24 protein-coding genes and 1 pseudogene are annotated in these 26,127 nt (G+C 62.8%); 8 read left to right on the top strand and 17 right to left on the bottom strand.

Annotated elements, in window-relative coordinates:
- Window positions 1–248 precede the first annotated feature (248 nt).
- The 15 genes and pseudogenes from AC13GA_RS08455 to AC13GA_RS08385 all read right to left on the bottom strand — a co-directional run.
- Window positions 249–665: pseudogene (locus AC13GA_RS08455) on the bottom strand (type IV secretion system protein); the annotation flags it as partial.
- A gap of 250 nt (window positions 666–915) precedes the next feature.
- Window positions 916–1,299: a DUF4189 domain-containing protein gene (locus tag AC13GA_RS08450; protein ID WP_169050320.1), complete on the bottom strand. Its 384-nt coding sequence runs from the start codon at window positions 1,297–1,299 to the stop codon at window positions 916–918.
- A gap of 193 nt (window positions 1,300–1,492) precedes the next feature.
- A complete protein-coding gene (locus AC13GA_RS08445; RefSeq protein ID WP_337302701.1) occupies window positions 1,493–2,644 on the bottom strand; it encodes a TrbL/VirB6 family protein in 1,152 nt (383 codons plus the stop codon).
- Between the two features lie 79 nt (window positions 2,645–2,723).
- Window positions 2,724–3,521 carry a hypothetical protein gene (locus AC13GA_RS08440; protein ID WP_049398226.1) on the bottom strand — a complete coding sequence of 266 codons (798 nt, stop codon included), beginning with the start codon at window positions 3,519–3,521 and terminating at the stop codon, window positions 2,724–2,726.
- Between the two features lie 59 nt (window positions 3,522–3,580).
- Window positions 3,581–6,019, bottom strand: coding sequence for a VirB4 family type IV secretion/conjugal transfer ATPase (locus AC13GA_RS08435; RefSeq protein WP_032129524.1), 2,439 nt, complete (start codon window positions 6,017–6,019; stop codon window positions 3,581–3,583).
- Between the two features lie 81 nt (window positions 6,020–6,100).
- Entirely contained in the window at window positions 6,101–6,409 is a 309-nt protein-coding gene (locus AC13GA_RS08430) for a VirB3 family type IV secretion system protein (RefSeq protein WP_006374695.1), read from the bottom strand.
- Window positions 6,402–6,812: a TrbC/VirB2 family protein gene (locus tag AC13GA_RS08425; protein ID WP_049436633.1), complete on the bottom strand. Its 411-nt coding sequence runs from the start codon at window positions 6,810–6,812 to the stop codon at window positions 6,402–6,404. Before AC13GA_RS08425 ends, AC13GA_RS08430 begins: the two co-directional genes overlap by 8 nt.
- A 73-nt stretch (window positions 6,813–6,885) precedes the next feature.
- Complete coding sequence (locus tag AC13GA_RS08420; protein ID WP_426355615.1) at window positions 6,886–7,869, bottom strand: lytic transglycosylase domain-containing protein; 984 nt, start codon at window positions 7,867–7,869, stop codon at window positions 6,886–6,888.
- 3 nt (window positions 7,870–7,872) lie between these two features.
- A complete protein-coding gene (gene virB11, locus AC13GA_RS08415) occupies window positions 7,873–8,916 on the bottom strand; it encodes a P-type DNA transfer ATPase VirB11 (protein ID WP_337302700.1) in 1,044 nt (347 codons plus the stop codon).
- Window positions 8,917–8,928: 12 nt separating this feature from the next.
- Window positions 8,929–10,194 (bottom strand): TrbI/VirB10 family protein, encoded by a 1,266-nt coding sequence (locus tag AC13GA_RS08410; protein WP_006374750.1) that lies wholly within the window; start codon window positions 10,192–10,194, stop codon window positions 8,929–8,931.
- Entirely contained in the window at window positions 10,191–10,970 is a 780-nt protein-coding gene (locus AC13GA_RS08405; RefSeq protein WP_065724506.1) for a TrbG/VirB9 family P-type conjugative transfer protein, read from the bottom strand. Before AC13GA_RS08405 ends, AC13GA_RS08410 begins: the two co-directional genes overlap by 4 nt.
- The gene (locus tag AC13GA_RS08400; RefSeq protein ID WP_482997871.1) at window positions 10,967–12,022 is read right to left on the bottom strand and encodes a VirB8 family type IV secretion system protein; all 1,056 of its coding nucleotides are present in this window, start codon (window positions 12,020–12,022) and stop codon (window positions 10,967–10,969) included. Before AC13GA_RS08400 ends, AC13GA_RS08405 begins: the two co-directional genes overlap by 4 nt.
- An 89-nt stretch (window positions 12,023–12,111) precedes the next feature.
- Window positions 12,112–12,558, bottom strand: a complete 447-nt coding sequence (locus AC13GA_RS08395) for a hypothetical protein (RefSeq protein ID WP_046986265.1) — start codon at window positions 12,556–12,558, stop codon at window positions 12,112–12,114.
- Between the two features lie 426 nt (window positions 12,559–12,984).
- Window positions 12,985–14,664, bottom strand: a complete 1,680-nt coding sequence (locus AC13GA_RS08390; RefSeq protein WP_046986263.1) for a type IV secretory system conjugative DNA transfer family protein — start codon at window positions 14,662–14,664, stop codon at window positions 12,985–12,987.
- 36 nt (window positions 14,665–14,700) lie between these two features.
- Window positions 14,701–14,958 (bottom strand): hypothetical protein, encoded by a 258-nt coding sequence (locus AC13GA_RS08385; RefSeq protein ID WP_006374755.1) that lies wholly within the window; start codon window positions 14,956–14,958, stop codon window positions 14,701–14,703.
- Window positions 14,959–15,193: 235 nt separating this feature from the next.
- Here AC13GA_RS08385 and AC13GA_RS08380 point away from each other — a divergent pair, with 235 nt between their 5' ends.
- Entirely contained in the window at window positions 15,194–16,405 is a 1,212-nt protein-coding gene (locus tag AC13GA_RS08380) for an MFS transporter (protein WP_136638207.1), read from the top strand.
- A gap of 16 nt (window positions 16,406–16,421) precedes the next feature.
- Here the strand turns inward: AC13GA_RS08380 and AC13GA_RS08375 are convergent, their stop codons facing one another.
- Entirely contained in the window at window positions 16,422–16,901 is a 480-nt protein-coding gene (locus AC13GA_RS08375; protein WP_482997870.1) for a MerR family transcriptional regulator, read from the bottom strand.
- Between the two features lie 89 nt (window positions 16,902–16,990).
- Here AC13GA_RS08375 and AC13GA_RS08370 point away from each other — a divergent pair, with 89 nt between their 5' ends.
- The 4 genes from AC13GA_RS08370 (at window position 16,991) to AC13GA_RS08355 (ending at window position 19,546) form a co-directional block, all read left to right on the top strand.
- Window positions 16,991–18,229: an NADH:flavin oxidoreductase/NADH oxidase family protein gene (locus tag AC13GA_RS08370; RefSeq protein WP_046986698.1), complete on the top strand. Its 1,239-nt coding sequence runs from the start codon at window positions 16,991–16,993 to the stop codon at window positions 18,227–18,229.
- A gap of 93 nt (window positions 18,230–18,322) precedes the next feature.
- Entirely contained in the window at window positions 18,323–18,799 is a 477-nt protein-coding gene (locus AC13GA_RS08365) for a hypothetical protein (protein ID WP_046986699.1), read from the top strand.
- Between the two features lie 105 nt (window positions 18,800–18,904).
- The gene (locus AC13GA_RS08360; RefSeq protein ID WP_032971045.1) at window positions 18,905–19,174 is read left to right on the top strand and encodes a hypothetical protein; all 270 of its coding nucleotides are present in this window, start codon (window positions 18,905–18,907) and stop codon (window positions 19,172–19,174) included.
- A gap of 126 nt (window positions 19,175–19,300) precedes the next feature.
- Window positions 19,301–19,546: a hypothetical protein gene (locus AC13GA_RS08355; RefSeq protein ID WP_012511449.1), complete on the top strand. Its 246-nt coding sequence runs from the start codon at window positions 19,301–19,303 to the stop codon at window positions 19,544–19,546.
- A gap of 45 nt (window positions 19,547–19,591) precedes the next feature.
- Here the strand turns inward: AC13GA_RS08355 and AC13GA_RS08350 are convergent, their stop codons facing one another.
- Window positions 19,592–21,130, bottom strand: a complete 1,539-nt coding sequence (locus AC13GA_RS08350; RefSeq protein WP_482997869.1) for an FAD-dependent monooxygenase — start codon at window positions 21,128–21,130, stop codon at window positions 19,592–19,594.
- Window positions 21,131–21,212: 82 nt separating this feature from the next.
- On the opposite strand from AC13GA_RS08350, the gene AC13GA_RS08345 reads away from it, so the two are divergent.
- The 3 genes from AC13GA_RS08345 to AC13GA_RS08335 all read left to right on the top strand — a co-directional run bounded on the left by AC13GA_RS08345 (window position 21,213) and on the right by AC13GA_RS08335 (window position 26,083).
- A complete protein-coding gene (locus AC13GA_RS08345) occupies window positions 21,213–21,851 on the top strand; it encodes a TetR/AcrR family transcriptional regulator (RefSeq protein ID WP_482997868.1) in 639 nt (212 codons plus the stop codon).
- Window positions 21,852–22,004: 153 nt separating this feature from the next.
- Window positions 22,005–23,831: a hypothetical protein gene (locus tag AC13GA_RS08340; RefSeq protein ID WP_482997867.1), complete on the top strand. Its 1,827-nt coding sequence runs from the start codon at window positions 22,005–22,007 to the stop codon at window positions 23,829–23,831.
- A gap of 116 nt (window positions 23,832–23,947) precedes the next feature.
- Window positions 23,948–26,083 carry a TonB-dependent siderophore receptor gene (locus AC13GA_RS08335; RefSeq protein ID WP_482997866.1) on the top strand — a complete coding sequence of 712 codons (2,136 nt, stop codon included), beginning with the start codon at window positions 23,948–23,950 and terminating at the stop codon, window positions 26,081–26,083.
- Window positions 26,084–26,127: the final 44 nt, after the last annotated feature.

The raw sequence follows: 26,127 nt of genomic DNA, 5'->3' as shown, positions 1-26,127 counted from the left end.
TCTTAGCGCAAAGCCGGCGCCTTAAGCGTGAGCGAAAGAAAGAAACAGCCAACTTCTCAGCAGGCCACCCTCAAAAGAACCATGTATTTCACATTTCTACTCCGTACGCATGGGGGCTATTGATTGCCGGGATGTGCAGCTCTGAGACCGGATTCGGCAACCCTGGCGGATTCCGACGACGGAAGGGTTGAACGTGCGGCCGCATGTCGATCATGCGCACCACTGTCTTGGCCGGACTACCCCTTCTCCGGAGCGGCCGGCGTGTAGTAACTACCCGGAGGCTGCCCACTCAGTCCCGGCGCCTGTGCCACCGGGCTGCCACCCATCTGCGAATATGCCATGAAGCTACCCAAGGTGCCCTGGAAGAACATGGCCGCTATTGGGGGCGCAGTCAGAATCAGGGTCGCCAGGATCAATCCCATGCCGCCCTGCTGCATCGCCTGACTGGTCATGCCGTCGCTGGACGCCCCCATCAGCGGGAACTTGTTCACCAGCGCTGTCACCCAGAACGACGCAGACACGCGAATCACCATGTCCAGCGCAATCGAGACCATGGCTGCCAATACCGCCATGGAGAACATGGTTCCAATGCCGTAGAACAGCCATCGCTGAAACAACTGCTTGGTCTTATCGAACAATAGATGAAGGATGAACTGCGCCCCAAGACAATGCACTCAGCACTACAGATTAAAGTTCGTAGAGATACTAATTGCAGAAAGAAATTTGATCTTCGAGAGCAACTTCAACGCACTTAATTTGACTGAACCTATGGCCAGCGACTCCAACCCCAAAGGCAAAGTCCACGTCCTAGGCGGAAGTGAGAAATAGAAATAGCCCGCTTCTCAGCAGGCCACCTCTAAAACAAATAAGCAGAACCTCGGCGTGCAACAAAGCTCACCCAACGCGAGGATTCCATCAGCGGAAAGGCTTAAACTCAGACATGCTGCACGCAGAGTAGATAACGGTACAACTGCGCCCCTTACCCTCGGATTCACAACGGCGCACTGATTCCGCCTTCGCATCCTCTTCATTAGGTGATCGATACGCCACGGTTGTCACGTCGGCCAGGGGTACTGAGCCAATCACCGGGCCGGCTAGCGCGGCGCATTGATTGTGGTACTCAAGAATAACTTTACACTTCTGCCCCCCCATGCGCTGACATTCAGAGAGCGCGAGAGACCTGGCTTCTCTCTTTGATTTTTTGACCTCTGCCACACCAATCGCCAAATTCTGGCCTACTTGATGGTCTGCGTCTTGCGCCAAAGCACCCCACCGGGTTTCCCACTTGCCAGTTGGCATGGGGCCATTGCTCTCACCACTAGTTTGACCGCCCGGAATTGGCGCACAACCTCCTACGCCCTGCCCTCCCACCGGGTACTGCCCTGGGGGGCACCGCCCTTCTGCCAACGCCACATTAGAAATAACGAGCAGCAAAAGCACGACAATGCACTTCATACTTACACCTCTATCAATCGACACTGTCATTTCACGCTCAGGCACCAGCCTGCCCATACTTTCCAGTATCTTGCTTGATCTCACCTGATCGCCCAATACCGTAACCAGAAGTCGCGCCGTGGCCGGAACTGACCGATGGAGCACTGGAATGATCCTTTGTCTGGGCTGGCGAATAGTAACTACCCGGAGGCTGCCCGCTCGGTCCCGGCGCCTGCGCAACCGGGCTGCCACCTATCTGCGAATATGCCATGAAGCTACCCAAGGTGCCCTGGAAGAACATGGCCGCCATTGGGGGCGCAGTCAGAATCAGGGTCGTCAGGATCAATCCCATGCCGCCCTGCTGCATCGCCTGACTGGTCATGCCGTCGCTGGACGCGCCCATCAGCGGGAACTTGTTCACCAGCGCTGTCACCCAGAACGACGCAGACACGCGAATCACCATGTCCAGCGCAATCGAGACCATGGCTGCCAATACCGCCATGGAGAACATGGTTCCGATGCCATAGAACAACCATCGCTGGAACAACTGCTTGGTCTGGTCGAACAGAAGGCAAAGAATGAACAACGGTCCGAATCCGATGAACAACGCCATTGCTACTTCGTAGAGCAGAAGCATTGAACCCGCAGTTACCGCTGGACCACCGGTGCCGAGGCCGATGAACCACATGGCCCGGGTCTTGTCTTCCTGCAATCCAGGGTCATTCAGAATCTTGATGCCATCAATGCTGGACAGCGCCACCTGCATCCAAGCCAGACTCTTGTCGATCTGCTCTTCCGGCTTCTGATCCTTGCCAGTGACAACATGGGTGATCAGGCCCTTCACGTCCTCGGTCAGGAACTCATGAAGATCGCGCCCGAACATGCCCATGCTGGTGGCAACGGCCACAATCAACGCTGCGCGTGCCATGTTGGTTACCAGGACCATCATCGAGTCGCGGCTGCGGCCTGTAACGATTCGATAGCCTTGGATCAGCACCCACAAGGTCATGAGGGTCAGCGCGATGCCGCCCACCCACGCCATCATGTTGTCCATCAGGTCGAAGCCGAACTTGCCGATCCTGTCCCGCAGGTAGTCCAGGATCAGCTTGAAGAACACGAAATCGCCAATCGACTGGACACGTGCGACGTGCCCCATCAGATCCTGGAATCCGCCCGAAAAATCAAAGTTGGCAATCGACCTGATCGTCATACCCACATTCCCTTGGTAATACTGCAATCACATGAGGGGCGACGCTGACGCGCGCACCCTTGGTGCTCCATTCCATGCATCAGTCGATGGACAGCGCTGCCTTCAGCGCCGCCGTCTTGACCAGATCACTGGCAATGGTCTTCATCGGGTCGCCCTTCAACGCTGCCTGTGCGACTACCTTCTGATTGGCTTCCATCACCTCGATGTAGGCATCGTAGGCCTTCTGCTGTGCCTCGAAGGACTTTGCCTTGGCTGCCATGTCGTTTGCGGTGCGCAACGTGTCGTTCTGCGTTGCGTTGACGTTGCCGAGCAGATTGCTGACATTTCGCTGCTTCTCGATTGCATCGAGGCTATCGAAGAACGACGGCATCGTCTTGAGCATGAAGTCCACCGCATCGTTGTACTTGCGGTTCTGCATCATCCGGATGTTCACGCAGATCTGTTGCTGCTGATCTTTCCAATCGCCCTTGAAATTGAAAACGACCCGGGTCGCGAGAGTCTTCAGGTCGGTGCCGATTCCGCAGGTCTCGGCAACCAGATAATTGGGTGGCACCGGCGTCAGCGGGGCGGAATCCGGCAACCCGAAGGAATTCACGATGCCCTGGATCTGGACCATCGTCTCCTGGTACTCCTTGATCGTCTGCGCCCAGTCCCGTGCCCACTGGGTGTTCTCCTTGACGAACTGGTACTTCTCCTGGAAACGGGCCTGGTACGTATTGATCTGATTGAGGATGTGCTGCCACAGCGCAGGACCCGTTTCCTGCACCGGGCCGATGGCGCCCGCATTGGTCGCTGAGAGCGCCAAGGCAACGCCGAGCACCTTGGCCATCGGCTTGAGTACCTTGCGGGCGCTGGCCCGACGCTTGACGTTGTTCATTGGGAAACTCCTGTTGTTCTGATTGACGTCCACTTGCCTGTCTCCTGCTCGCACGGCCATCAGGCCGCGTCGGACCGGGGTTCCTTTCCCGATCCCTTCCGGTTCTTGTAGAAATCTTCCAGCCACTGCTCCGGGCTGAGCTCGTCTACAGTGACGCGATTGCGGACCGCGGCCGTCTGCAGGACCCGATGCATGACATCGATGTTGTCGGTCGAAGCTGAGATCACCGACAGGATGTCGTCCATGCCGCGCAGGTTGAGCTGGCACACGCTGGAGGCATGGCCCTGCTTGACCAGGAAGCAGCGCGAGCGCTCGTCCAGTGCAGTCACCACCCTGAACTCGGCCTCGGTCAGCTTCAGGCCGTCCATGTAGTCGCTCTTGCTGGCATTCGGGTTCGGCAGCAGGATCAGGGTAGCGGTCTGCTCGATCAGGGCGGCGGAGATATCGCTCTTCAGCGCATCTTCCGGGCTCTGCGTAGCGAAGATGCCGAGACCGTTCTGCTTACGGATGGTCTTCTGCTTGTTCTTCGCGAACTCCTTCAGGCCACCTTCGCCGTCCAGGATCTTCCAGAATTCGTCCATCACATAGATCAGCGGACGACCGTCGATCAGCGACTCCAGGCGGTGCAGCAGGTAATTGATCACCGGCACGCGCACTTCAGGATTGTCGATGATGTCGGTGTAGTCGAAGCCGATGATGTTGGCCTTGCTCAGGTCAACGGTATCGATCGGATTATCGAACACCCAGCCCAGCGAGTTGCCCGAGGTCCAGCGGCGCATGCGCGCGTAGAGGCCATCGTCGCCCATGTTGGGCAGGCTCTTCTGGAAGTTGGTCATGCTGCGCAGGTGCATCGGCGTATCGAGCATGCTCTCCACCGCCCGGTAGATATCCTCTTCCTCACGGGCGCTGTACTCGCGCTTGCCGGCCAGCACCTTGATCAGGTCAGCCAGGAACTGCAGGTTGGCTTCATTGTTCTCGCACTGGAACGGGTTGAAGCCGGTCGGTGCGCCATTCTCCAGGGCCAGATAGTTGCCACCGCAGGCGCGCACGAAGATCTCCGCGCCGCGGTCCTTGTCGAAGAAGAAGATGGTCGGCGACGGCTCGTACTTCTGCACCTGGCTGAGCAGGAAGTTGATCAGCGCGGTTTTACCGGTACCGGACTTGCCGATGACCATGGTGTTGGCGATCGCCTTCTCGCCGAGTGAATTCTCAGACGGATGGGTCGCGTGGAAATTGAAGTAGTACGGCTGGCCATTGGTGGTCTGCAGCGTGGTGACGCAGTCGCCCCACGGGTTGTTGTGCTGCTTACCGGTGGCGAAGTTGTGCAGCGGCGACAGGCCCAGGAAGTTCAGCGAGCTGACATTGGCCAGGCGTGTGCGATAGCGCCAGTTGCCCGGCAGCTGCGAATAGAACGACGAGGTAACCGCCAGGTCTTCCTTGGTCGATACGAACCCGGCGTTGGACAGCTCGGCGCGGGTCGAGGCGACGTTCTGCGAAAGCTTGGCCTGGGTGTCGCCGTAGACCGCCATGATGAAGTGGTATTCACCCAGCACGAAGTTGCCCGACGACAGCTGATCCATGGCCTGGTCCAGCTCGACGATCTGGCTGACCGCCTTGTCGCCGGAGGAGATCATCATGCCCTTGGTGCGGTCGAGCACCTTCAGCGCGTCCTGGCGCCCCATCGGGCTGAACGAATGGGTGATGACGTATTCGTAGTCGAGGTACTTCAGGCCGTTGAGGATGCCCGGGTAAGTCCCCTCGGCATACTCCTTGATGTTCAGAATGGCGCCGTAGTGATTGGCACCGTTGGGAGTATTGATCGCAAAATCGCCGGTCTTGGCCGAGAACATGTGGCGACTGACCGGCAGGTAATCCTTGATCGGTGCCGACAGCACCGGCACCGGCTCGTCGATGCGATTGATCAGGTAACCGAACAGCTCCAGCGTTTCCGAGAACACCACGCCATTCTTGGCTTCGTACATACCCAGGCGATACGGCGCGTAGTCGCGGATCACGGCCTCGACGTTGCCGGCCAGTTCCATCAACTTCTCTACCGCCTGCTCCTGCTCGGCGCGCAGCTTCTCCACGTTCGCCGACTTTTCGACGAAGCGTTTGCCCGCCACCACCGGGCGATAGATCATGGTCAGGTACAGCTCGTTCTGCATGATGCGCTGCGAGGACAGCATGCCCATGTACTGGTCGGAAACGTCCTGGTTGAAGCGCTGCCTGTAGTTGCTCTTGCCCTTCAACGTGCGACGGCGACGGATGTCGTGCACCCAGAAGGCGACGTTGACAAAGTCAGGCGCGCGCAACGTCTGCAGCAGACGGTTGAACGTATTGTGGCGATGCTCGAGCTCCCACTCCTCGCGGCCGACGAACGGCAGCCCTTCCAGATGCCAGGTCAGCAGGTAGTCGCCGCCCGTGGTCTTGACCACGTTCGGGGCGACATGCGACGACAACGGGATGAACTCACTGATGGAGGTGTCAGGGCTGAACATACGACTGCTTCCAAAGAGGTACTGCCAAGAAGTTTCAAGAGACCTGGCGGGCGCGGACGCCCGCCAGGCCGGATCCGGACCTCAATCCATTCGGGCCGGCTTGTTGCGGTAGTGGTTGGGGTTGAGCACCCACATGCCATCGTGCTCCTGCACGTTGCGCACCTTCAGCTTGAACATCAGGCGCAGGCCCAGCAGACGGAAGATCATTTCGTCACGCTTGGCCATGTGCCGCATGATGAAGACCGCCACCGGAATGGTGAGCAGGAACCAGAAGTTCGTGTACATGCTGAGCAGCAACAGCCCGCCTGCCACCATGAAGAATGGCAGGTAGGGAACGCCCAGGAACATCGCTGGACGCGTGCAGCCGCGGAACACGACGTTCTTATGCACTGTAGTACTGGATCACGTGGTTGATCAGGTAGGAGGTGCTGGTGCCACCACCGCACTTGCCGTCGCTGCCATCACCCAGCAGCATGCGCGCGATCTGGCCTGCGGCGCCGATCAGCACACCACCGATCAGGATCGGGGCGACGTCAGCGATGCGCTTGTGCGCGAAGGCGATCTGGTAACCAGCGAAGATCACCGCGATGGTGACCACGGCGATCGAGGCGATGTTCAGCAGGCCGTTGATGTTGTTGAAGAAGCCGCAGACCTTCTTGTCGGTGCCGCCGAAGTCGGTGGCGCCGTTGGCGAAGACTTGCGGGGCAAACAGTGCGCCGACGAACAGAGTGGCCATCAGCAGGGTCTTCAGCGTGCGCTGGGCCTGGACGAGGTCGAGATTGGATCGCTTCATGGATTGATTTCCTTGTTGATGGACTAACACAACTGAATCGACCAGCCGGGGGACTGGCCGTACCACGACTTCGTCAGAACACGAAGGCCGCATCCCCTGCGGGAATCTGCTGCACCGGTGCGGACTGTGCCGGTGCGTTATATGAACTGCCATTGCCGGCCACTGGCTGATTGCGCTCATTCCAGGGCCGCAACATCACAGGGCCCTCGTTGCTGCCACCTGCAGCACCTGGCAACTGCTGCGGCATGGCCATCGCTTGCGCCGGACCCTGCTGAGGCAGCTGCTGCGGCATGCCACCGGCCTGTTGCTGCGGATAGGCGGCCCCTTGGGTGGGCTGCGCCTGTGGCTGCATCATCCGGTCCACCGAACCCAGCACTACCTTGGACAGCGTCTGGTCGGCGATGTTCAGCAGGCTGCCCCGCGCCATTGCACCGGTGGACGGATACACGACATACGCGCGTGCCGGGTCTTCCGACGGCACGTACACCGGGCCACTCGCCTGCGCAACGATGCGCGCCTGCGCCGGCGAAGCGAGCTGCGGGTGATGCTCGACCTTCACGCTGCGGCGTTCGCCGCGACTCACCACGTCGATCGGTGCAACACCATTGCTGGCAAGCTGCTGCCCGCGGCGCATCGAGTCATAGACCTTCTGCACATAGCCATGGCGGAAGCCGGTCTCGAAATTGCCCGAGTAGTAGCAACTGAATGACTTGCCCCAGTCACCACCGGAGCGCTTGTAGCACTCGGCGAGGATCCGAGAACCCGCTTGCAGGTTCGGGCATTGCTGGAAAGCCTTCTCGTAGGAATCCAGGCCGTACTTGCCCAGGTTATAGCGATTGACCTGGGCCAGCCCGATGGAGAAGTTGTAGCCTTTCTCTTCCAGCATCCGAACCGTCGCCAGCGCTTCATCCAGCGCTTTGGGCTGACGCGCCAACGCGCCGCCAACCACGCCGATGGCATAGGGATTGCGCGACGATTCAACGTTGATGACATGCTGCATCACGTCCATCGACACCGCCATCTCCGGGCACGCCATCATTTCAAGTCCTGGCAGCATCCTTCAGCCCTCCTGCCCCTGGGCACGCCCAGGATTGAAATCGATACCGGTGATGTAGCGCGAGCCAGCATGGGCCTTGATATGCACGACGATGTCGATCGTCATCATCAACAGTCGCTTGATCACGTTGAATTCCAGGCCAGAGCCTTCGCTGGACGCCTTCACCATCAGTGCCAGCTGGTCCCAGGTCTGCTCCGGGCTGCCGGCGTGGCAACTGGTGATGGAGCCAGGGTGGCCCGATGCGCAGTTGCGGATGAAGTAGAACGCCTCGTCACCGCGCAGCTCGGCCAGGATGATGCGTTCGGGCTTCATGCGCAGGCAGGCTTCCATGCAGCTCTTGGCGCTGACATTGCTGGTGCTCTGCCCACCCTTGGAGTACAGCAGATGCACCACATTGGGTTGGGTCAGAAACAGCTCGCGCGCATCTTCGATCGTGACCAGGCGTTCGTTGTCCGGGATATGATTGACCAGCGCTTTCATGAAGGTGGTCTTGCCGCTACCGGTCGCACCGGATACCACGATGTTCTTGCGGTACATCACCGCACGCCGGAAGAACTCGGCGTACTCGCGCTGCTGGCGCAGTTCCAGCAGCTCGCGATCCTGCTCGCTGATGCTGCCATCGCTTTCCAGGATCTGGTTGAAGAACCCATCTTCGTGATACTGGCTGAGCGACTTGGTGTGCTTGGACGGTAGACGGATGGTGATCGACACCTTGCCTGCATCGCACGCCGGCGGAATCACGAACTGGGCACGCTGGCCGGTGGGAAACGTGAGCGAGACCACCGGATCGGCATCGGTGATGCGCTGGCCGGTGTTGCTCTCGTTCACCACCGCCGTGCAGAACTGCCGGGCCCGCTCGAAGGTCAGGCTCGGCACATCCACCCGCTGCCACCCCGCCCGGGTTTCCAGGTACAGCTCACCGGGACGGTTGATGCAGATTTCCGTCACTTCCGGGGAAGTCATGTACTCGGCGATGCCCAGCACTTCGTACTGATAGCGCAGGAAATCGCTGGAGACGAGGGCGAGGGGTGACACTTCAGCGTCCATGATCGTTCGTTGTTACCGGCGGGGATGCAGCACGCTCGTGAAGTCGACGTCCTTGGCGACGTACACATTCACGATGGTGCCTTGGTTGATGGTCACGGTCGGCGGGCGACGCTGGCTGAGCGACTCGTTGGCCAGGCGTTCCATGGTGCGCGCGGTGGCGCTCTCATAGGGCGACTGGATGGTCATGCCGTTGTTGGCCACCGTGGTGGTCTCCGGGCCATGTTCGGCGGCGGCGTACTTGAACGCGTCGGCCAACAGGCTGATCATCAGCGCCGAGGCGATACGGCTGCCCCAGTGCGCGCTGTACTGGCCCGGATGGCCTGCGCCACCCAGCTGGTCAACGCCCGGGCTGGACATTGCCACGTCAATACCGTTCGGCGTGGTGATGCGGTCCCAGATCACTTCCACCCGCTTGCCGGTAGGACCACCGCCATAGGCGCCATAGATCTTGGAGCCCTTCGGCAGCAGCAGATTGCGGCCGTTGATCGAGTACACCGGCTCTGTCACCAGGCACGAGGTGTAACCCGCGATGTCGGTGATGATGCGGGTTTCCAGTACACAGCGCAGATAGGTTCCTCGCACCAGCAGCGCATCGGGGCTGCGGATGTAGCTGGCATTGGACACGTCATCCACGTCGGGGCCACGACGCACGCGCGCTGGCGCTGCATTCTGCTGCCCGTTCATCTGCTGCAGCATTGCCCGCGTGTATTCGTCCATGCCCGCCTGCTGCGAGCGCTCCTCATCCTGTGAACCGCCATTGCCAACGAAACCATCGGCACTGGCACCCATCCGACGTTCGGCAAGCGTCGGACCACGAGGGCCCGCGGAGCGATCTTCCAACGTCACTGGCGGCTCAGGGCGGCTCGGCCCCAATGGAGGCGGCGGCAACATCGGAATCGGATCAACGGGCTGCATTGCCTGCGCCGGACCCGGATCGGTCTGGACAGCGTCCGGCAGTGTTGGCGTGCTAGCGCGCGCAACATCCGGCACCTTCGGCGCATCGTCCTTGTCTTGGCCCTTGCGGAAAAGCAGGAAGCCCATGGCAACAAGCAGCACCACGATACCGCCCAGGAACAGCAGCGCCTTGCGGTTCAATCGCTGCTCTTCAGCCGAGCGCAGCTGCGGCGCGGCCGCGTCCAGATCCGGTGCAGGCTCAGCCTGGGTCGTGCCGAAGTACGGATTCGTCTGCGCCTCCGGAGCAGCCTGTGCACCGTACGGGCTCTGGCTCTCGTCGCGTCCGTTGTTCGGGTCGTTTCCGGGAGTGTTCTGCTGGCTCATTTCTTCACGTTCCTTCGCAGGCCGACGACGAAGTCGCCGTGGCGGATGACCAGGTACGGGTAGGTCCCGTGCACGATCAGCGTATTGCCTTCAACCGTGGTGTTGACCACGAAGTCTTCACCGTATTCCGTTTCACGACCGAACACGGCCGGGAAGATGCCGGTCTTGTACTCGGGCGAATTCGGTAGTTTCAGGTAAGTGAAACGGCTGTCGTCGTAGGCGTTGACCGGGATCAGCCAGCCCATCTTCTTCGCCTTGCTGGTCGAATAGGAGTAGTTGAAGTTGTACTGGCGGTCCTTGGCCAGTTCAGAGCTCAACAGCGGCTGCGCCTCCTCTTCCACCGCTTCCTGCGCGACGCCGAACACGGTGTCGTTCGGGTAGGTGAAGGCGATCTTGTACTGCACGCCAGCACGACGGGCCTGTTCCAGCTGGCGCCAGTCAGTGGCCACCACCTTCAGCTCGAAGATGTAGGAATGGGTCTCGGTGCGCACCATCATGTTGGTGTCGACGTCGACGTTCTTCGGCTTGAGATAGAACACGTTCTCGCGACGGGTCAGTTCCCAGCCGCTGCTGAAGCCGGTGCTGTAGTCGAGGATCTTCTCGTTCGGGCTCAGTTCGATCTGGGTGGTCAGGCCCAGGCCGGTGCGAACCGGATAGATGCGGTCCTTCTCGTACTCGTAATGGTCAACCGCCTGCGCCATCGCCGCTACTGGGAACAGCAACGACAACATCGACAGCAGCGCCAGCGCGCTTCCCCTGATATTTCGACTACTCATCGGTTGCTTGCTCCATCAGCAGTTCCGGTGGAATTGTTCTGCGCCGGCCTCATGGCCGGCTGTCCGGGCATGGCCTGCCCCGGTGTTGCTTGACCCGGTACCGGCTGCGCCGGCATCGGTTGCCCCTGTATCGGCTGCCCCTGTATCGGCTGGCCCGGCACCTGGCCATTGGCCGGCACGGCGACCGGCTGGCCGGTGGCCGGATCGATCATCGTGGCCGCGGCCGGGTTGTTGGGATCGTAGGCACCCTGGGCCTGCTGCGCGGCCTGTGCAGCCTGCTGCGCCTGTGCCTGCATGGCACCGTCATCCGGCACCGGTACGCCACGCGAATAGTCGTTGTCGACGCGGTACTCGGTGACCTGGAAGGCCAGCGGATTGAGGATGCGATCCTGTTCGGACAGCGCCAGGTTCTGGTTGTACCCGAAGCGCATCGTCACCAACTGGTTGTCCAGATAGGTGGCAACGCCGGTGCGCTTGTCCAGCAGACTGCGCTGGATACGTACCGAAGCACCGCGGAAGCTGCCGTTCGGCTCAGCACCCAGCGGCGTGATGCTGAGGATCTTGACCCGGATGGCGCGCTCGCGGCCGTACATCACGAACGGGTTCTGCGGGTTGTTGCCGGCATAACGCACGCGCATGGACTGCGCCACCGGATCGGTGGACATCACGAACACCAGTTCCCAGTCACGCAGTCCCATCACCGCCGAGTCGTACGATTCACGCGCCAGCACGTACTGGGCCACGTTGCTGCGATTGATCGCTTCATTGCTGGTGATGGTCTCGCCCTGGAAGGTGCCACTCAGGCGCGCAACCGTGGCAGTACCGGTGTAGGCATCGGCCATCACCAGGAACGGCACCTTCTCCTTCAGCGGCAGCATGTAGTAGTAGCCACCGGCCAATGCCAGCGACATCAACAGCGAGCCCGTGGCGACCCACCAGGCACGGCGCTCACTGCGACGCGCCATGTCGGCCACGGTGATCTCGTAGCTGACCGCCTTGGCGACCGACTGCTCGACCTTGGGACTGTTGCCGGGATCCTTCTTGCGGAACATGGATTCTTCCGTACTGCTGAAACATCAATGGGCGTGAAGCCCCTGCGCCAGGCGCGGGGAGCAGCACGTTCGATGATTTCGATGTGGACTCAGGTGCCGCTGTTGGAATCAGCGCCCTGCGCCGACGCGGTCGGCGTCGCGCCAGCGCTCTGCACAACGATCTGGTTGCCAACGATGGAGACGGAGATTCCCTGCGTCGCATAGGCCGCAGTGAGATCGATCACGGCCTGCTGTGCATTGGTGGTGTCGATGTTCGAGACCGCGCCGTACAGCGTGAAGTCCGAGCTGAGGCGGTAATCCAGCGTGCGCCCGGAATCCTTGGCCCAGCGCTCAAGCATGGCTTTGAGCGTGCCATCCATCGGCGAAGCCTGGTAGACGTAGCTGGAGTACAGCGGGATCTCGGTCGTCGCCGCAGCGAAACGGTTGACCGGCTTCCAGCGCCCTCCGAAATCGGGAGCGGACTTGGTGGCACACCCTGCCACCATCAACGCCGCCACTGCGGCGATGGATATTTTCGCGATAAACGCCTGATTCATACGGGCTTCACTTTGACGTACGAAAAAGCAGTCCCGAACATTGGCTCCCTGGTCGTCCGGCGCCGCATCACGCGCACCGGAAACGGGAAGACGCGCTGGCTCGCAGCACACCTGCCCCGGTTCCCCTGCAGCCCGAAAGCCGCCAACCAGGTGACGGGGCCGCCAGTCATTGCCGACGACACACCCGCACACATCTCCAACGTCGAAACCATCCTTGTTTCCATGGCACAAACTCCTGGCCACCCTGCTCTACAACATTTGACACCCAGCACACATTTCTGGATGACGAACACAGGGTCGCACAACCACGCGTCAATTCCATGTCAGACAAGTCTGAATTTCTATGAACAGATGATGTTTTTTTGACTTAGCTCACGAATTCACGTCAATGAATATGAATCTACGTCACAAATTTAGCGACGTGAATTAGACGTTAAGCATCGGAACGTCGACCTTCGGCAGCAGCCTCGAGGTGAAGTAGCGATCCTTGTAGTAGCGGATCTTGTCGCACTTCACAGGATGCGGTATGCCCTCGTACAGGAATACTTCCTTGTCCGGCCCCATCGCCTTCAGCTCCTGCGGCAGCATCAGTGCGCGCCGCTCCTCGGTGAAGCTGTGGGTCTTCTCGCGGGCATGGGTGACGTTCTTCTTGCGGATGGTGGTGTAACCGAGCATGTCCGAGTAGTCATTGGCGTCCTGCTGCTCGCGCGGCGCGTAGAGGATCTGCAGCGCGTGGTTGGTGATGATCGTGCGCGACACCTCCCGCCCGTAGGTGGCATCGAGCTGGGACATGCTCTGGATGATCGGCAGCAGGCGGATGTTGTAGCCGGCCATGTAGGACACCGCCGACGCGATGATCTCGACCTTGCCGATCGAGGTGAATTCGTCCATCAGCAGCAGGCACTGGTACTTCAGGTCCGGATTGGACTTGGGCAGTTCCTTGGTGTTGAGGTTGATCAGCTGGCTGAAGAACAGGTTGATGATCAGGCGACTCTCGGCCAGCTTGTTGGGCTGGATGCCGATGTAGATGGTCATCTTCTTCTTGCGGACATCGGTCAGCAGGAAATCGTTGCTGCTGGTGGCCCTGTCCAGCACCGGGTTGATCCAGGCGTTGAGTGGTTCCTTGAAGGTACCCAGGATCGAGGCGAAGGTCTCATCGGCCTGGGACAGCATGTTGGCAAACGCCGAGCGCGCGTTGGAGCTGAGGAACGACCGCTCCGACAGGGCTTTGAGGTATTTCTTAAGATCGCTGCCGTCACCCGATGACAACCGGTAGACAGCGCCCAGGGTGGGCGTGCCCGAGCCGCCCGGGAAGCCACTGCTGCGCTCGTCATCCCAGTTCTCGAACAGGTACAGGGTGAAGGCCATGAACGCGTTGCGCGCCTGGCTGACCCAGAATTTCTGGTCCTCGGCACCATCCGGATACAGCATCGCGGCGATGCTCATCAGGTCCGAAACGCGGAACGCCGGGTCGTCGGAGACGTAGCTGAGCGGATTCCAGCGATGCGTGCGGCGGTCTTCGGCGAAGGGATTGAACAGGTAGATCTCCTGGCCCTGGCTGGCACGCCAGCCGCTGGTCAGGTCGAAGTTCTCCTGCTTGATGTCCAGCACCACCAGCGATTCGCCGTACTCCAGCAGGTTCGGAATGACCACGCCCACGCCCTTGCCCGAGCGGGTCGGCGCGGCCAGGATCACGAACTGCTGGCCGTCCAGCCGCACCAGCTTGCCACCATGACTGCCGACCACGATGCTCTGGCCGGTCTTCTTGAACATGCCGTGCTTGGACAGGTCGGCGCTGGTGGCAAAGCGTGCGTCGCCGTGCAGCGAGCGCTTGTCCTTCTTCAGCAGCAGCACCAGGCCGGTCACCAGCAGCACCAGCAGCGGCAGGCCGAAACCGAGATAACCGGCCCACTTGATCTTGCCCACGAAGGGCGCGACCTGTGGCTGGCCGAGCGCGTTGAAGTACTGGTAGTAGGTGTTCCAGGTGAACAGCTTGGTGTCCAGCCCCAGCAACAGCAGGGTCAGGTAACCGGAAAACACGAAACCAAGCAGCAGGGTCGCCAGCGTGATGATGGCGATGAGCAGATACTTCTTACTGGGCAACACCCGAATCCTCCATGATGCGCACAAGGGCGCGACGGCCTAGCGGCGGCGCCAGCGCGACGCCTTCTTCCGCAGGTGGTTTTCGTTCTCCAGCCCGGGCTCCTCGCCCTCTTCACGCACCAGTGCCTGCAGGCGTTGGCGCGCTTCGGCCAGCGACATCAGGTCGGTCAGACGATCCCCATCGTCGGCTACGACCGCATGGCCGACCACATCGCCCGGAGCGTACACCGGCGCGTAGGACACCGCTACCAGCTGATAGCGACCTCGCGTCTCCAGCACATGCCTGAATTCCTGCATCGACATCCTCCTTGTTCCTGCACTCCACAGCCCCTGTGTTTCGCATCATGCCGACCGCCATGTCGTCATCACATGCAGGACGCCGACAACAGCGCCCCGAACCTGCCGTCGTACCGAGCCCATGCCCGGCTTGCCGCAGCTCCACGGATCAAACGCTGTTTTACCGCCAGCGTGGCTGCTGCTGTTGCGGTGCAGCAGTACAATGGCGAGCTCCCCGCCCCCATCGCGCCCCCGCATGAGCCCCAACTCTTCCCTGGCTGCGCGGCTGACGCCCCGTCAGCGCACCCTGATCATCCTTGCCCTGTCACTGGGCGGCTTCGCCATAGGCACCAGTGAATTCGCCAGCATGGGCCTGATGCTTGAAATCAGCCGTGGCCTGTCGATCAGCGAAACCCAGGTCGGCCACCTGATCAGCGCCTACGCCATCGGCGTGGTTGTCGGTGCGCCGATCCTGGCCTTCGTCGGCGCCAGTTTCCCGCGCCGCAAGCTGCTGCTGGCGCTGATGGGCTTCTACGCCGTCGGCAATCTGGCCAGTGCCCTGGCCCCGAACTACGGCACGATGCTGATCGCACGTTTCGTTGCCGGCCTGCCGCATGGCGCCTACTTCGGCGTGGCGATGCTGGTGGCCGCCGCAATCAGTCCGGCCGGCCAGCGCGGCCAGGCGATGTCGCGGGTGCTGCTGGGCCTGTCGATCGCGATCCTGATCGGCAACCCGCTGACCACCTGGCTGGGCCAGCAGCTGAGCTGGCGCACCGCCTTCGCCCTGGTCAGCCTGCTGGCCATCGCCACCGTGGCGATGATCGCGCGCTTCCTGCTGCCGGACCCGGACGAGGTGCGCACCTCGCCGATGCGCGAACTGCGTGCCTTCAACACCACCCAGGTGTGGCTGGCGCTGGCGATCGGCGCGGTCGGTTTCGCCGGCATGTTCTGCGTGTTCACCTACCTGGCGCCGACCCTGGTGCAGGTCACCGGCGTGGCCGAATCGTGGATGCCACTGGCAGTGGGCGTGTTCGGCATCGGCGCGATCATCGGCAACATCGCCGGTGGCTGGCTGGTCGACAAATTCCACTTCAAGGCCGCTGCGGTGGTGCTGCTGTGGTCGATCGTGATGCTGCTGCTGTATCCGTTGGCCGCACAGTCGGTGTGGACCATCGGCCCGATGATCATCACCGTTGGCACCATGGGTGCGCTGGCTGCGGTGCTGCAGACGCGCCTGATGGACGTGGCCGGCGAAGCGCAGACCTTGGCTGCCGCCTCCAACCATGCCGCCTTCAATACCGCCAATGCGCTCGGCCCGTGGCTGGGCGGCATGGCGATCAGCGCCGGCTTCAGTCCGGCCAGCACCGGCTATGTGGGCGCGGCCACCGCCATCGGCGGCCTGCTGCTGTGGTGCGTGGCGGTGATGCTGGACAAGAAGCGCAAGGCCGCCGTAGCCGGCAGCCACTGAACATCGCGCCGGATCGTCAGTCGCGGCCCATGCGGCGGCGGCGATCCGGGCGCAGCATCGCCACATCACCGGCCGCCAGCGTCGGCCGCGCCAGCTCACCGCGCTTCACGCGGTCCAGCACCCGCCGGGAATTGGCCGCGCAATCGATGCCCTCCGGGCGCGCCTGGATATCTTCGATCAGCGCCAGCAGATGCACACGGCTCTGTTCCAGCCGCAGTTGCAGCGCCTCGATGTCGGCCACTTTCTGCTGCAGCATCGTAATCAGCGCGTCGTGCTGCCACTGGCCCATGTCCGGCGGCAACAGCGCGCGGATCTCTTCCAGGCTGAAACCGGCGCGCTGCGCACCGGTGATCAGCTCCAGCAGCAGCACCGCCTGCTCCGGATAGTCGCGATAGCCGTTGGCCTGGCGCTGCACAACCAGCAACCCTGCATCCTCATAGAAGCGGATGCGCGATGCCGCCAGGCCGGTGCGTCGCGCCAGCTCACCGATCTTCATCTGCCTGAATCCTCGACATTGGAACCCGTTGACCTTCAATCAAACTTGAAGGTTAGCGTAGCGCCATTCCCCTGTCCTGGAGCTGTCCGATGTCGCTGTTCTCGCCCTTGGTACTGCCTTCCGGTGCCGTCATCCGCAACCGCATCGCCAAGGCGGCGATGGAAGAAAACATGGCCGACGCCGACCACGCGCCCTCGGCCGCGCTGCTGCAGCTGTACCAGCGCTGGGCCGACGGCGGCGCCGGCCTGATCATTACCGGCAACGTGATGGTCGACCGCCGTGCCATGACCGGCCCCGGCGGTGTGGTGCTGGAAGACGATCGCCACCTTGATCGCTTCATCGCCTGGGCCGACACCGCTCGTTCGCGCGGTGCGCAGATGTGGATGCAGATCAACCACCCCGGGCGTCAGATGCCGGCCGCGCTCGGCCAACCGGCGTTGGCACCCTCATCGGTAGCGATGGATCTGGGGGCCCTGTCCAAGCAGTTCGCACCGCCGCGGGCGATGACCGGGACCGACATCGAGGAAGTGATTGCCCGCTTCATCCGCAGCGCCGAACTGGCCGAACGTGCCGGTTTCAGCGGGGTGGAAATCCATGCCGCGCACGGCTACCTGCTCAGCCAGTTCCTGTCGCCGCTGTCCAACCGGCGCGAGGACCACTGGGGCGGCAGCCTGGAAAACCGTGCGCGCCTGCTGCTGGAGATCGTGCAGGGCGTACGCGCGGCGGTGTCGCCCGCCTTCGTGGTGGCAGTGAAGCTCAACTCAGCCGATTTCCAGCGCGGTGGCTTCTCGCACGAGGAGGCGCGCGCAGTAGTGGAGATGCTGGCACCACTGGGCGTGGATATGGTGGAACTGTCCGGCGGCAGTTATGAAGCGCCGGCGATGACCGGCGCCGCACGCGACGGCCGCAGCCTGGCCCGCGAAGCCTACTTCCTCGAATTCGCACGCGAGATCGCCACGGTGGCAACGATGCCGCTGATGGTCACCGGCGGCATCCGTCGCCGTGCAGTGGCCGAGCAGGTGCTGGACAGCGGTGTTGCGATGGTCGGCATCGCCACCGCGCTGGCAATCGAGCCGGACCTGCCACACCATTGGCAGCAAGGCCGCGATCAGGTACCGACCCTGCGCAACATCGACTGGCGCAGCAAGCCGCTGGCTGCCAGTGCACACATGGCCACGGTGAAGTACCAGCTGGGGCGGTTGAGCCGACGTCAGCCGACCGCCCCCGGCGTCTCGCCAGTGTGGGCACTGCTGCTGGCACAGGCCGCGGCCACATGCAGGACCCGACGCTACCGACGCTGGATGGGGGCACGCGCGGCCGCGCACTGAGCCGGAAAGGCTTCTCATCACCGGGGCAATACCCCACCATCTGCAGGATCGGCGGCACCCCGCCGCCGATCGCAACGGGCAGAAGGAACCGACGTGGCAGCAGCACCGACCAAGGACCGCGAGAAACTGCTCGATGACCTGCTCTCGTTGGGCCGCAACTGGGCACTGGCCATCGCCATCGCCGGTGCCGGGGCCGCCGTGCACTACAGCGAATCGGTATATGAAGCGGGAATCTGGCGTGGCCTGCTGCCCACGCTCTGCTTCCTGGTCGCGATCGTCTGGATCGTGCTCAGCATCATCCGTTTCGACCTGACCATCCAGCAGCACTTCGAGCGCAAGCTGTCGCGCTGGCTCAGCCGCCTGCTGTATGTCGTGCTGCTCGGCACCGGCGTCACTGCAGTGTTCTTCGTCACCGAACTGGCGGAGAACAACCACATCGCGCGGATGTGCGACTCGGTGGCCAACGAACCCGGCAGCCGCATCCACAGGTCGGAAGAGTGCCAGCGCCTGTACCAGCACCGGGCGGCGTACCGGCAGCGACTGGAATCGGCCGAGGGTGAGTTCGACTGAGCGCCCCCTGCTGCAGGCACATGGCGCACGCGAAGTACACGCGGCGTGGATATGGGGTCGGGCACAGTAGCTGCGCCGCCCTTCCATGTGACCACTCCGGCCAGCATGTTCCGCCACCCTGCCCCTGCCCGCCACGATGCCGTTGCCCTGCAGGCCGGCGTGCTCGGCAGCGTGCTGGGCGTGGCCTTGTTCAAAGCGATTGCGTTGTCTGCGCTGGCGAGTGGATCACTGATGGTAATCGGCCTCTGGTTACTGGCCTGTGCACTGCTGGGCGCCTGGGCGCTGGCGGCCTACCTGGCCTGCCTCGCATTGAGCCGGCGTGTGTTCGTGCTGATGCTGGTGCTGTGCACGGTGCTGATGATCTGCCTCGCCTGATCCGGGCAAGCGCGCGACTATCACTTAAACGTTACAAGATAACAAGTGCGATCAGTCGGATTGTGCGTGCCGGGGGTCACGGATTGGAATGCCATGGCCACCCGGCATTACCCCCGAGATCACGCCATGACCCTGCAGCCCCTGTATCGCGCCTCCCTTACCGCCATCGCCCTGGCATCGCTCAGCGCCTGTGCTACCTATGACGACAGCAACATGCATCAGGCCTGCCAGGAGTCGCCGCATCTGAAGGATCTACCGCGCGAAGTGGCGGCCCGCGAGAGCCGCTGCAACAAGAGCATGGAAGTGTGGTCGAGCGAGCGCAAGGGCAGTGACCGGCCGCTGGATCTGAGCGGAAAGAAGAAGGACCTCTGACCACAACTGGCGCAGCCCTTGCCGGCTGCGCCACCGTCTTGCCGGTCAGCCTGCTGCCATCGACCCGAACCAACGCCGCAGCGCATCGGACATCCCGGCCCCATCCCCCCCCCCCGCATCACAGGCCCAGGCAACGATGCCATCCGGGCGCACCAGCACCGCGCCCAGTCCGAGCGTGTCATCCACCGCCTGCCGGATGAGGGCCGGGCGCCGTTGGCGACCCTCGATGCTTGCGCACAACGACGTGCCCGCGTCGAACACCAGCAGCACGCCCTGCCCTGCACGCAGCAGTTCACCCATGCGGCGTCCATCGGCCAGTTGGAAGTCCGGCGCGCTGCGGCCGACCAGCGGATGGCCCACGCCCAGATCCAGCTGCTGCGCAACGCCCCAGACCCGCTCAGCCAGGTATGTCGCACCATCACGGGTGTCGGCCAGATCGGCCATCACCGCCGCCAGCGCGCGCGAGCCAGCGCCCGGCCGCATCAACGCGACCTGCGCACGCGACCAGTCCAGCACCTTCGCGCCGATCGGATACCGCTCGGCCTGGTAGCTGTCCAGCAGCTCCTCATCGGCATCGGCATCGCCACGCACCACGGCGGCCAGCTTCCAACCGAGGTTCATCGCGTCGCCGATGCCAAGGTTCAGGCCTTGCCCGCCAAGCGGCGAATGCATGTGCGCTGCATCGCCGGCCAGCAGCACGCGTCCCTTGCGATAGGCCGCGGCCTGGCGCGCGGCATCGGTCCAGGTGGTAGCCAGATGCACCGCCGTGATGGTCGCTTCACGTCCGGATATGCGCCGTAGCATGGCCTGCGCGCGCTCCCGGTCCAGCGGCGTGCGATGACCGGCACCGCCGTCGAAATCGGCCAACGCCAACACGCCTGGCGGATTGAAGTTGTACATCCCAGCGACGGTGTAATGGCGCCCCGGCGTGAGCACCGACGGATCTTCCAGCTCGATCAGCAGCGAGTGCCCGGTGAATTCCGGCTCGGTACCGGCGAAGGTGAAACCTGATTGCTTGCGCACGGTACTGCGCGCGCCGTCGCAACCGATCAGCCAGCGGCCATGGGCTGTACCGCGAAGGGTCTCCACGGCAACCTGCTCACCTTCCATGCGCACCGCCTGCACCGCGCTCCCGCGGTCGATGCGCACGCCAAGCGCGGTCGCGCGTTCGGCCAGCACCGCTTCCAGCGCCTGCAGTTCAATCGCCATCTGGAAGCCGACCGGCGACGGCAGGCGATACAGCCAGCGCTCGCTGGCCACGCTGTCCAGCGCAAACGGAATGCCAGCGAAGTGGCCGCCCAGCGGCCGGGGCTGCGCCAGCCAGTGGGCGGTGCCGGGCGGTGGTGCGCCCTTGTCGGGTTTCAGCACCTGGCGCGCGGCCACCGCCTGCAGCAAGTCGCGCCTGTCCAGTGCCTCCAGGGTGGGCGTGTTCAAGCCGCGCAGCCCAAAGGGCAGGCGCTTGAGGGGTGATTCAGGGGACTCGGCCTGCTCCAGCACCAACACCGAACAGCCGGCCAGGGCCAGCTCGCAGGACAGGAACAGGCCGACCGGGCCAGCCCCGGCAATGACGACGTCGTACAGCATCGGAATTCCTTGTGAGCACCGGGCCGGCACTCTGGCGAAGCGAATGTTACACTCGGTGTAATTTTTCACAAGTGAGCCGCCCATGACCCCGCCCCCAGGCCGTCGCGAACAACGCAAGGCCGAGACCCGGCAAGCGATTTCGGACGTCGCCACCGAGCTGATCATCCGGCGCGGCTTCGAAGCCGTATCGATGTCCGAGATCGCCGAGGCCGCAGGTGTCTCACGCAAAACGGTCTTCAACTACTTCGCGAGCAAGGAAGACCTGGTGTTTGACCGCGACGAGGAGGCCCGGGATCTACTGCGCGAGGGCATGCTGGCGCGCCGCAGCATGCCCCCGCTGGTGGCCTTCCAGTCGCTGGTGCAGGAACTTCTGGAGAGCGGCCACCCCCTGCTGCGGATCAACACAGGCGCGGCGGCCTTCTGGCTGACCGTAGCCGAAAGCCCCGTACTTGCAGGCCGCGCACGGGAGCTGCAGGCCCTGCTCATCGCAGACCTTGCATGCTTGATGGCAGATGCCACCGGGGCCGACCCCTCCGACGCACCGGCACAACTGGGTGCATCGATGCTGATCGCAGCGCTGGTGGTGGCCTATGCCGATGCACTGCGTGCCTTCAACAAAGGCAACGATTCCACGCCGGCATTCACTGCAACCTGGCAGCGCGGCAGCATCGGCGTGCGCGCTGCGCTCAGCGGGACCGCCTACACAGCACGCGACCAGTAACCAGCCCGCAACGATCATTGAATCCACCGCATCGGCGGTCACGACCAGCATCGATTGCCCCGATCATTTGCGCTTGCCGGCATCTACGGTGAAGCCACTGTTGCGTCAGGCCCCACCTCGCGCAGCACCCTGTCTTCCCGCAGAGGCCAAGCCATGAAAGAGACACCTGAGCAAGCCGACTGGCGCCGCCAGATCAGCGGCGACCTGACCAAGAAGATCAACAGCGCGCAGACGTACCCGGACATCCGCAACGCCGTCATCAGAGCGCTGGCCGACATCGACGGGAAACTGCATGCCCTGTCTGACGGCGTGCGCACCAAGTACCTGCTCCGCCAGGACATGTCGTTGGTGCATTTCTACATCAAGGGCGGCAATGCCTTCGCCGCACGAATGGACATGTTGCAGAACCACAACGAACACCTTTTCACCTCGGGTGACTCGGACTGGGATACGCAGATTGTGATCGATCCCTGGCTGCCAGGCGCGGTGCAAAACGAACTGCATGCCTTGATCGAAGATCTGGTGGTGGAAGAACTCACCATTGCCGGCCAGAACGTCGCACTCCTGATTGATCAGCTCGCAGCACAGAATGCGGCGTATCCGCTGCAGCCCCTTCCCAGACCGCCGCAGCCCGCCGCATCGCCGCTGGAACCGACGCCTCAGCCATTGCCCCTCCCTCCAGGCCAGCCCGCGAACGTCACCTGGCGTGCCACCTGCGATCCCACCCAGGCACTGCGCCGTGTCTACAGCCGCGACACCAGCGGGCTCACCCTTGACACCCGCCGTGACCTCACATCGCCGGGACGTGCAGCTCCGCCGGGCATCATCCTCAACGACGCCATCCGGCCCTTCATCCTTTACCGGATGGGTTACACCTGGCATGCCGAGCTGATCACCGCGCCGCCGAATCCACCTCAGACGGCACCCGCTACGCCCCGACCGATCCTGATGGAACTGATCGACGTCAGCCTGCCGCGCCGGAACTCGATCGAGGCGGTCACTGTCTGGTCGGAAATCGACCGCGGAAAACTGGTGATCGGCACCGATGGTGGGGCCCAGGATCCGGTCCGTCTGCCACTACCGGACATGGACTACCACCTGCGCGAGAACCTGGTGATGCTGTGTGAGATCGCCGTCGACCCCAACCGCCCCAGCGCGCGCAAGCGACACAAGCGGGTGGCGCGCGTAAACGAGATCTACACCCTCTACGCGGGCCAGGACCGTCTGGCACAGTTCAAGAAGGTAGTCGACAGCATGGCCGGTGAAGAGGCCTCCGCCAACGCCAATGCGTCTGCCGACCAGCAGATCAATGGACTGACAGCGGTAGTGCAGCGACGCATGCAGGACGCCAACGCCAGCTATGTGCAGAACAATCCAGCACCGGCGGTACTTCAGCGGATTGCCCAGGGACGCCAACGCGCACTGACCATCTTCGAGCTGCTCAAACAGTCCTTCACCGCCCCCGTCGACCCCTCTGCCATGTTCAGTGACGATCTGGTCCTGGTGCAGAGCCTGAAACAGAGCCCCTATCTGGACGTGCCACAGGTTCCGTTTACCGGTGTCGATGTTGCGTTCATGGTGCGCGTCGACCAGAAGACACAGATGGCATTCGATAAATGGGATTTCGCCCGGAAGCTGCAGGCCGTACTGCCCAAGGGAACCAAGGTCAGCGTGCGCAGCCACGCCTACAACACCCGGCGCGGCGGCAGCCTCAGTTATGAGGTCACTCTGGTAGTGCTGACCACCAACGCGGAACTGAAGGAGAACAAGCGCGCGCTGGCCTTCATCACGCTCACCTCCGCCACCGAGATGGAGGCGCCTGGGCGACCGAGTCCGAACGACCCGACCGTGCGCTATGCCTCGCTACAGGACATCGATGGGCAACGCAAGGCCGCTGCGGCCCTGCTGCACGATTTCGTGCTGCAACAGCAACTTGGAAAGCAGCACGATGCCATCAGCGAGTTGCTGACACCGACGTGAGATGCACGCTCCCGGCGCTGCCCACCCTGACCGGGCAGGCAGCGCCTGATCGGCGAAGCGGCACTATGACAATGCAAATGATAGTCTTTCTCATTTGAAATCCATACTGTCGCCCCATGGCCCTCCCATCGCTCTGTAGGTATCCCCTTTGCGCCGCTCTGGCCATTGCCCTGACACCCCTCCCCGCCCATGCGGCGGATGGCCCGCCGAAGGAGCTGGATTCCGTCGAAGTGCGCGGCCGCGCACAGACGCTGTACCGGGTGGACGACGCTGCGGTCGGCACCCGCACCGATACACCCCTCGAGTTGGTCCCACAGTCGATCCAGGTGATCCCGCGCGAGCTGATCGACGATCAGGCCGCGCGTCAGGTGACCGACCTCTATCGCAGCATCAGCGGCGTCAGCCATTTCAGCTATGCCGGCGTGACCCTGCGCGGCTTCCGCCAGGAGAACGTGCTGTATGACGGCCTGCGCGGCGACCCGTACGCGGGCTTCTCGGTACCACAGCTGTTCAACATCGAACGCGTGGAAGTGCTGAAGGGACCGGCCGGCGCACTCTACGGTGGTGGCGACGCCGGCGGCGTCATCAACTATGTCACGCGCAAGCCCAGGGCGGTCGCTGAGCGCCGCATCGAAGTGCAGATGGGCAACCGGGATTTCCGCGCCGGCTCGATCGAAGGCACGGGTCCATTGAATGCCGCTGGCAGCGTGCGCTACCGCGCCGGCCTGTACGCCGACACCGAGCAGGGTGTGCGCTGGAATGCCGACAGCGAGAGTGTGATCGGTGATGCCTCATTGGCCTTCGATGTTGGCCAGACCGGCGAGCTGGTGCTGCAGTTCACCGACATCACCCAGAACCTGGGCGGCAACCGCTTGCGCGGCGTGCCGGTGAATGATGCGGGCACCTTCCTGACCGACCGCCGCTGGAACCACAACGAGACCAGTGACTTTCTCGACATGCGCGCCAAGGTGGCGCTGGCGCAGTACCGCTTCGCACCGCGCGACAAACTGGACGTCGATTTCGCCGCACGCTGGTTCAGCAACAACGAGCACCAGATGTATCACGAGCCGATGGGGCTGATCGACCGTGACCGCGATGGCGTGGCCGAGTGGATGACCCGTCAGCTGCGCAACCAGATCCGCGACAACGAGGCATTCACTGCCAATGGCAACGCGGTCTGGCGGGTGAATACCGGCGCCGTCGAGCACAAGGTGCTGTTCGGCGCGGACGTGTATCAGCTGGATGCGGTTTTCACTGCACAGACCGCCAACAGCGCCGACCTTGCACGTGGCGCCGGGCCGGTGCGAGGCATCGACCTGTTCAATCCCGTGTACGGGGCCAGCACCTGGCACGACTACAACCTGGCTGCCCTGCCGTGGCGTAGCACGTCCACCCGCAGCAAGCGCTACGGCGCTTACCTGCAGGACGAACTGGCGCTGACCGCTCGCTGGCACCTGCTGGCCGGGCTGCGCTGGGATGGCTTCAAGGACGACGACCGCATTGCCGGCAGCAGCGTGGATGGCAACGACCTCAGCTGGCGGCTGGGCAGCACGTTCACCGTCCGCGAAGGCCTGAATGTCTACGCCAACGTGGCCAGCGGCTTCGTACCGCAGAGCGCGGCCAACCAGAATCCCGCCGCCGGTGGCCCGTTCGATGCCGAGCGCAGCAAGCAGTGGGAGGTGGGCATGAAATCCCTGCTGGCCGACCGCGTGACCTTGAACTTGGCGGCCTACCGGATTGACCGCAGCAACATCGTGCAGGCCACGGGTGAAGTGATTGGCGGCGTGAACCAGCTGGCCGCACTGGGCCTGGTGCGCAGCACCGGCATGGAGCTGGATCTGCTGGCCGACGTCACCGATCACTGGGTATTGAACCTGACCTACGCCTACAACGACGCGCGGGTGAAGGACGCAGGCCCGAGCGGCATCACCAATGCCTCCGGCAACCGCTTCGCCAATGCGCCGCGCAACAAATTAGGTCTGTGGACGCGCTACGACCTGCCGGCGCTCAATTCGGCCATCGGCTTTGGTGCTGACCATGTGGGTGAGCGCGTCAGTCTGGACGGGCAGACGGTGAAGGCTTACACCGTGTTCGACATGAGCTGGAAGACCAGCTGGAAGCAATGGCAGTTCCAGGCCAACGTCAAGAACCTGTTCGACAAGGTATATGCAGCCAGCGGCTTCATCGAGCGCAACGGGCATTTCCCGGGTGAGCCGCGACGGGTGTATCTGCAGGCGGCTTACAGTTTCTGAGAAGGGGGCCTCCGCAGCCCTGTTGCCTCGCCTTTGGCACGCCT

The organism is Stenotrophomonas sp. 22DLJC03 (genome assembly GCF_056861405.1).
Note: the sequence above shows the minus strand (reverse complement) of the source record. Positions and strands in the feature narration are given on the sequence as shown.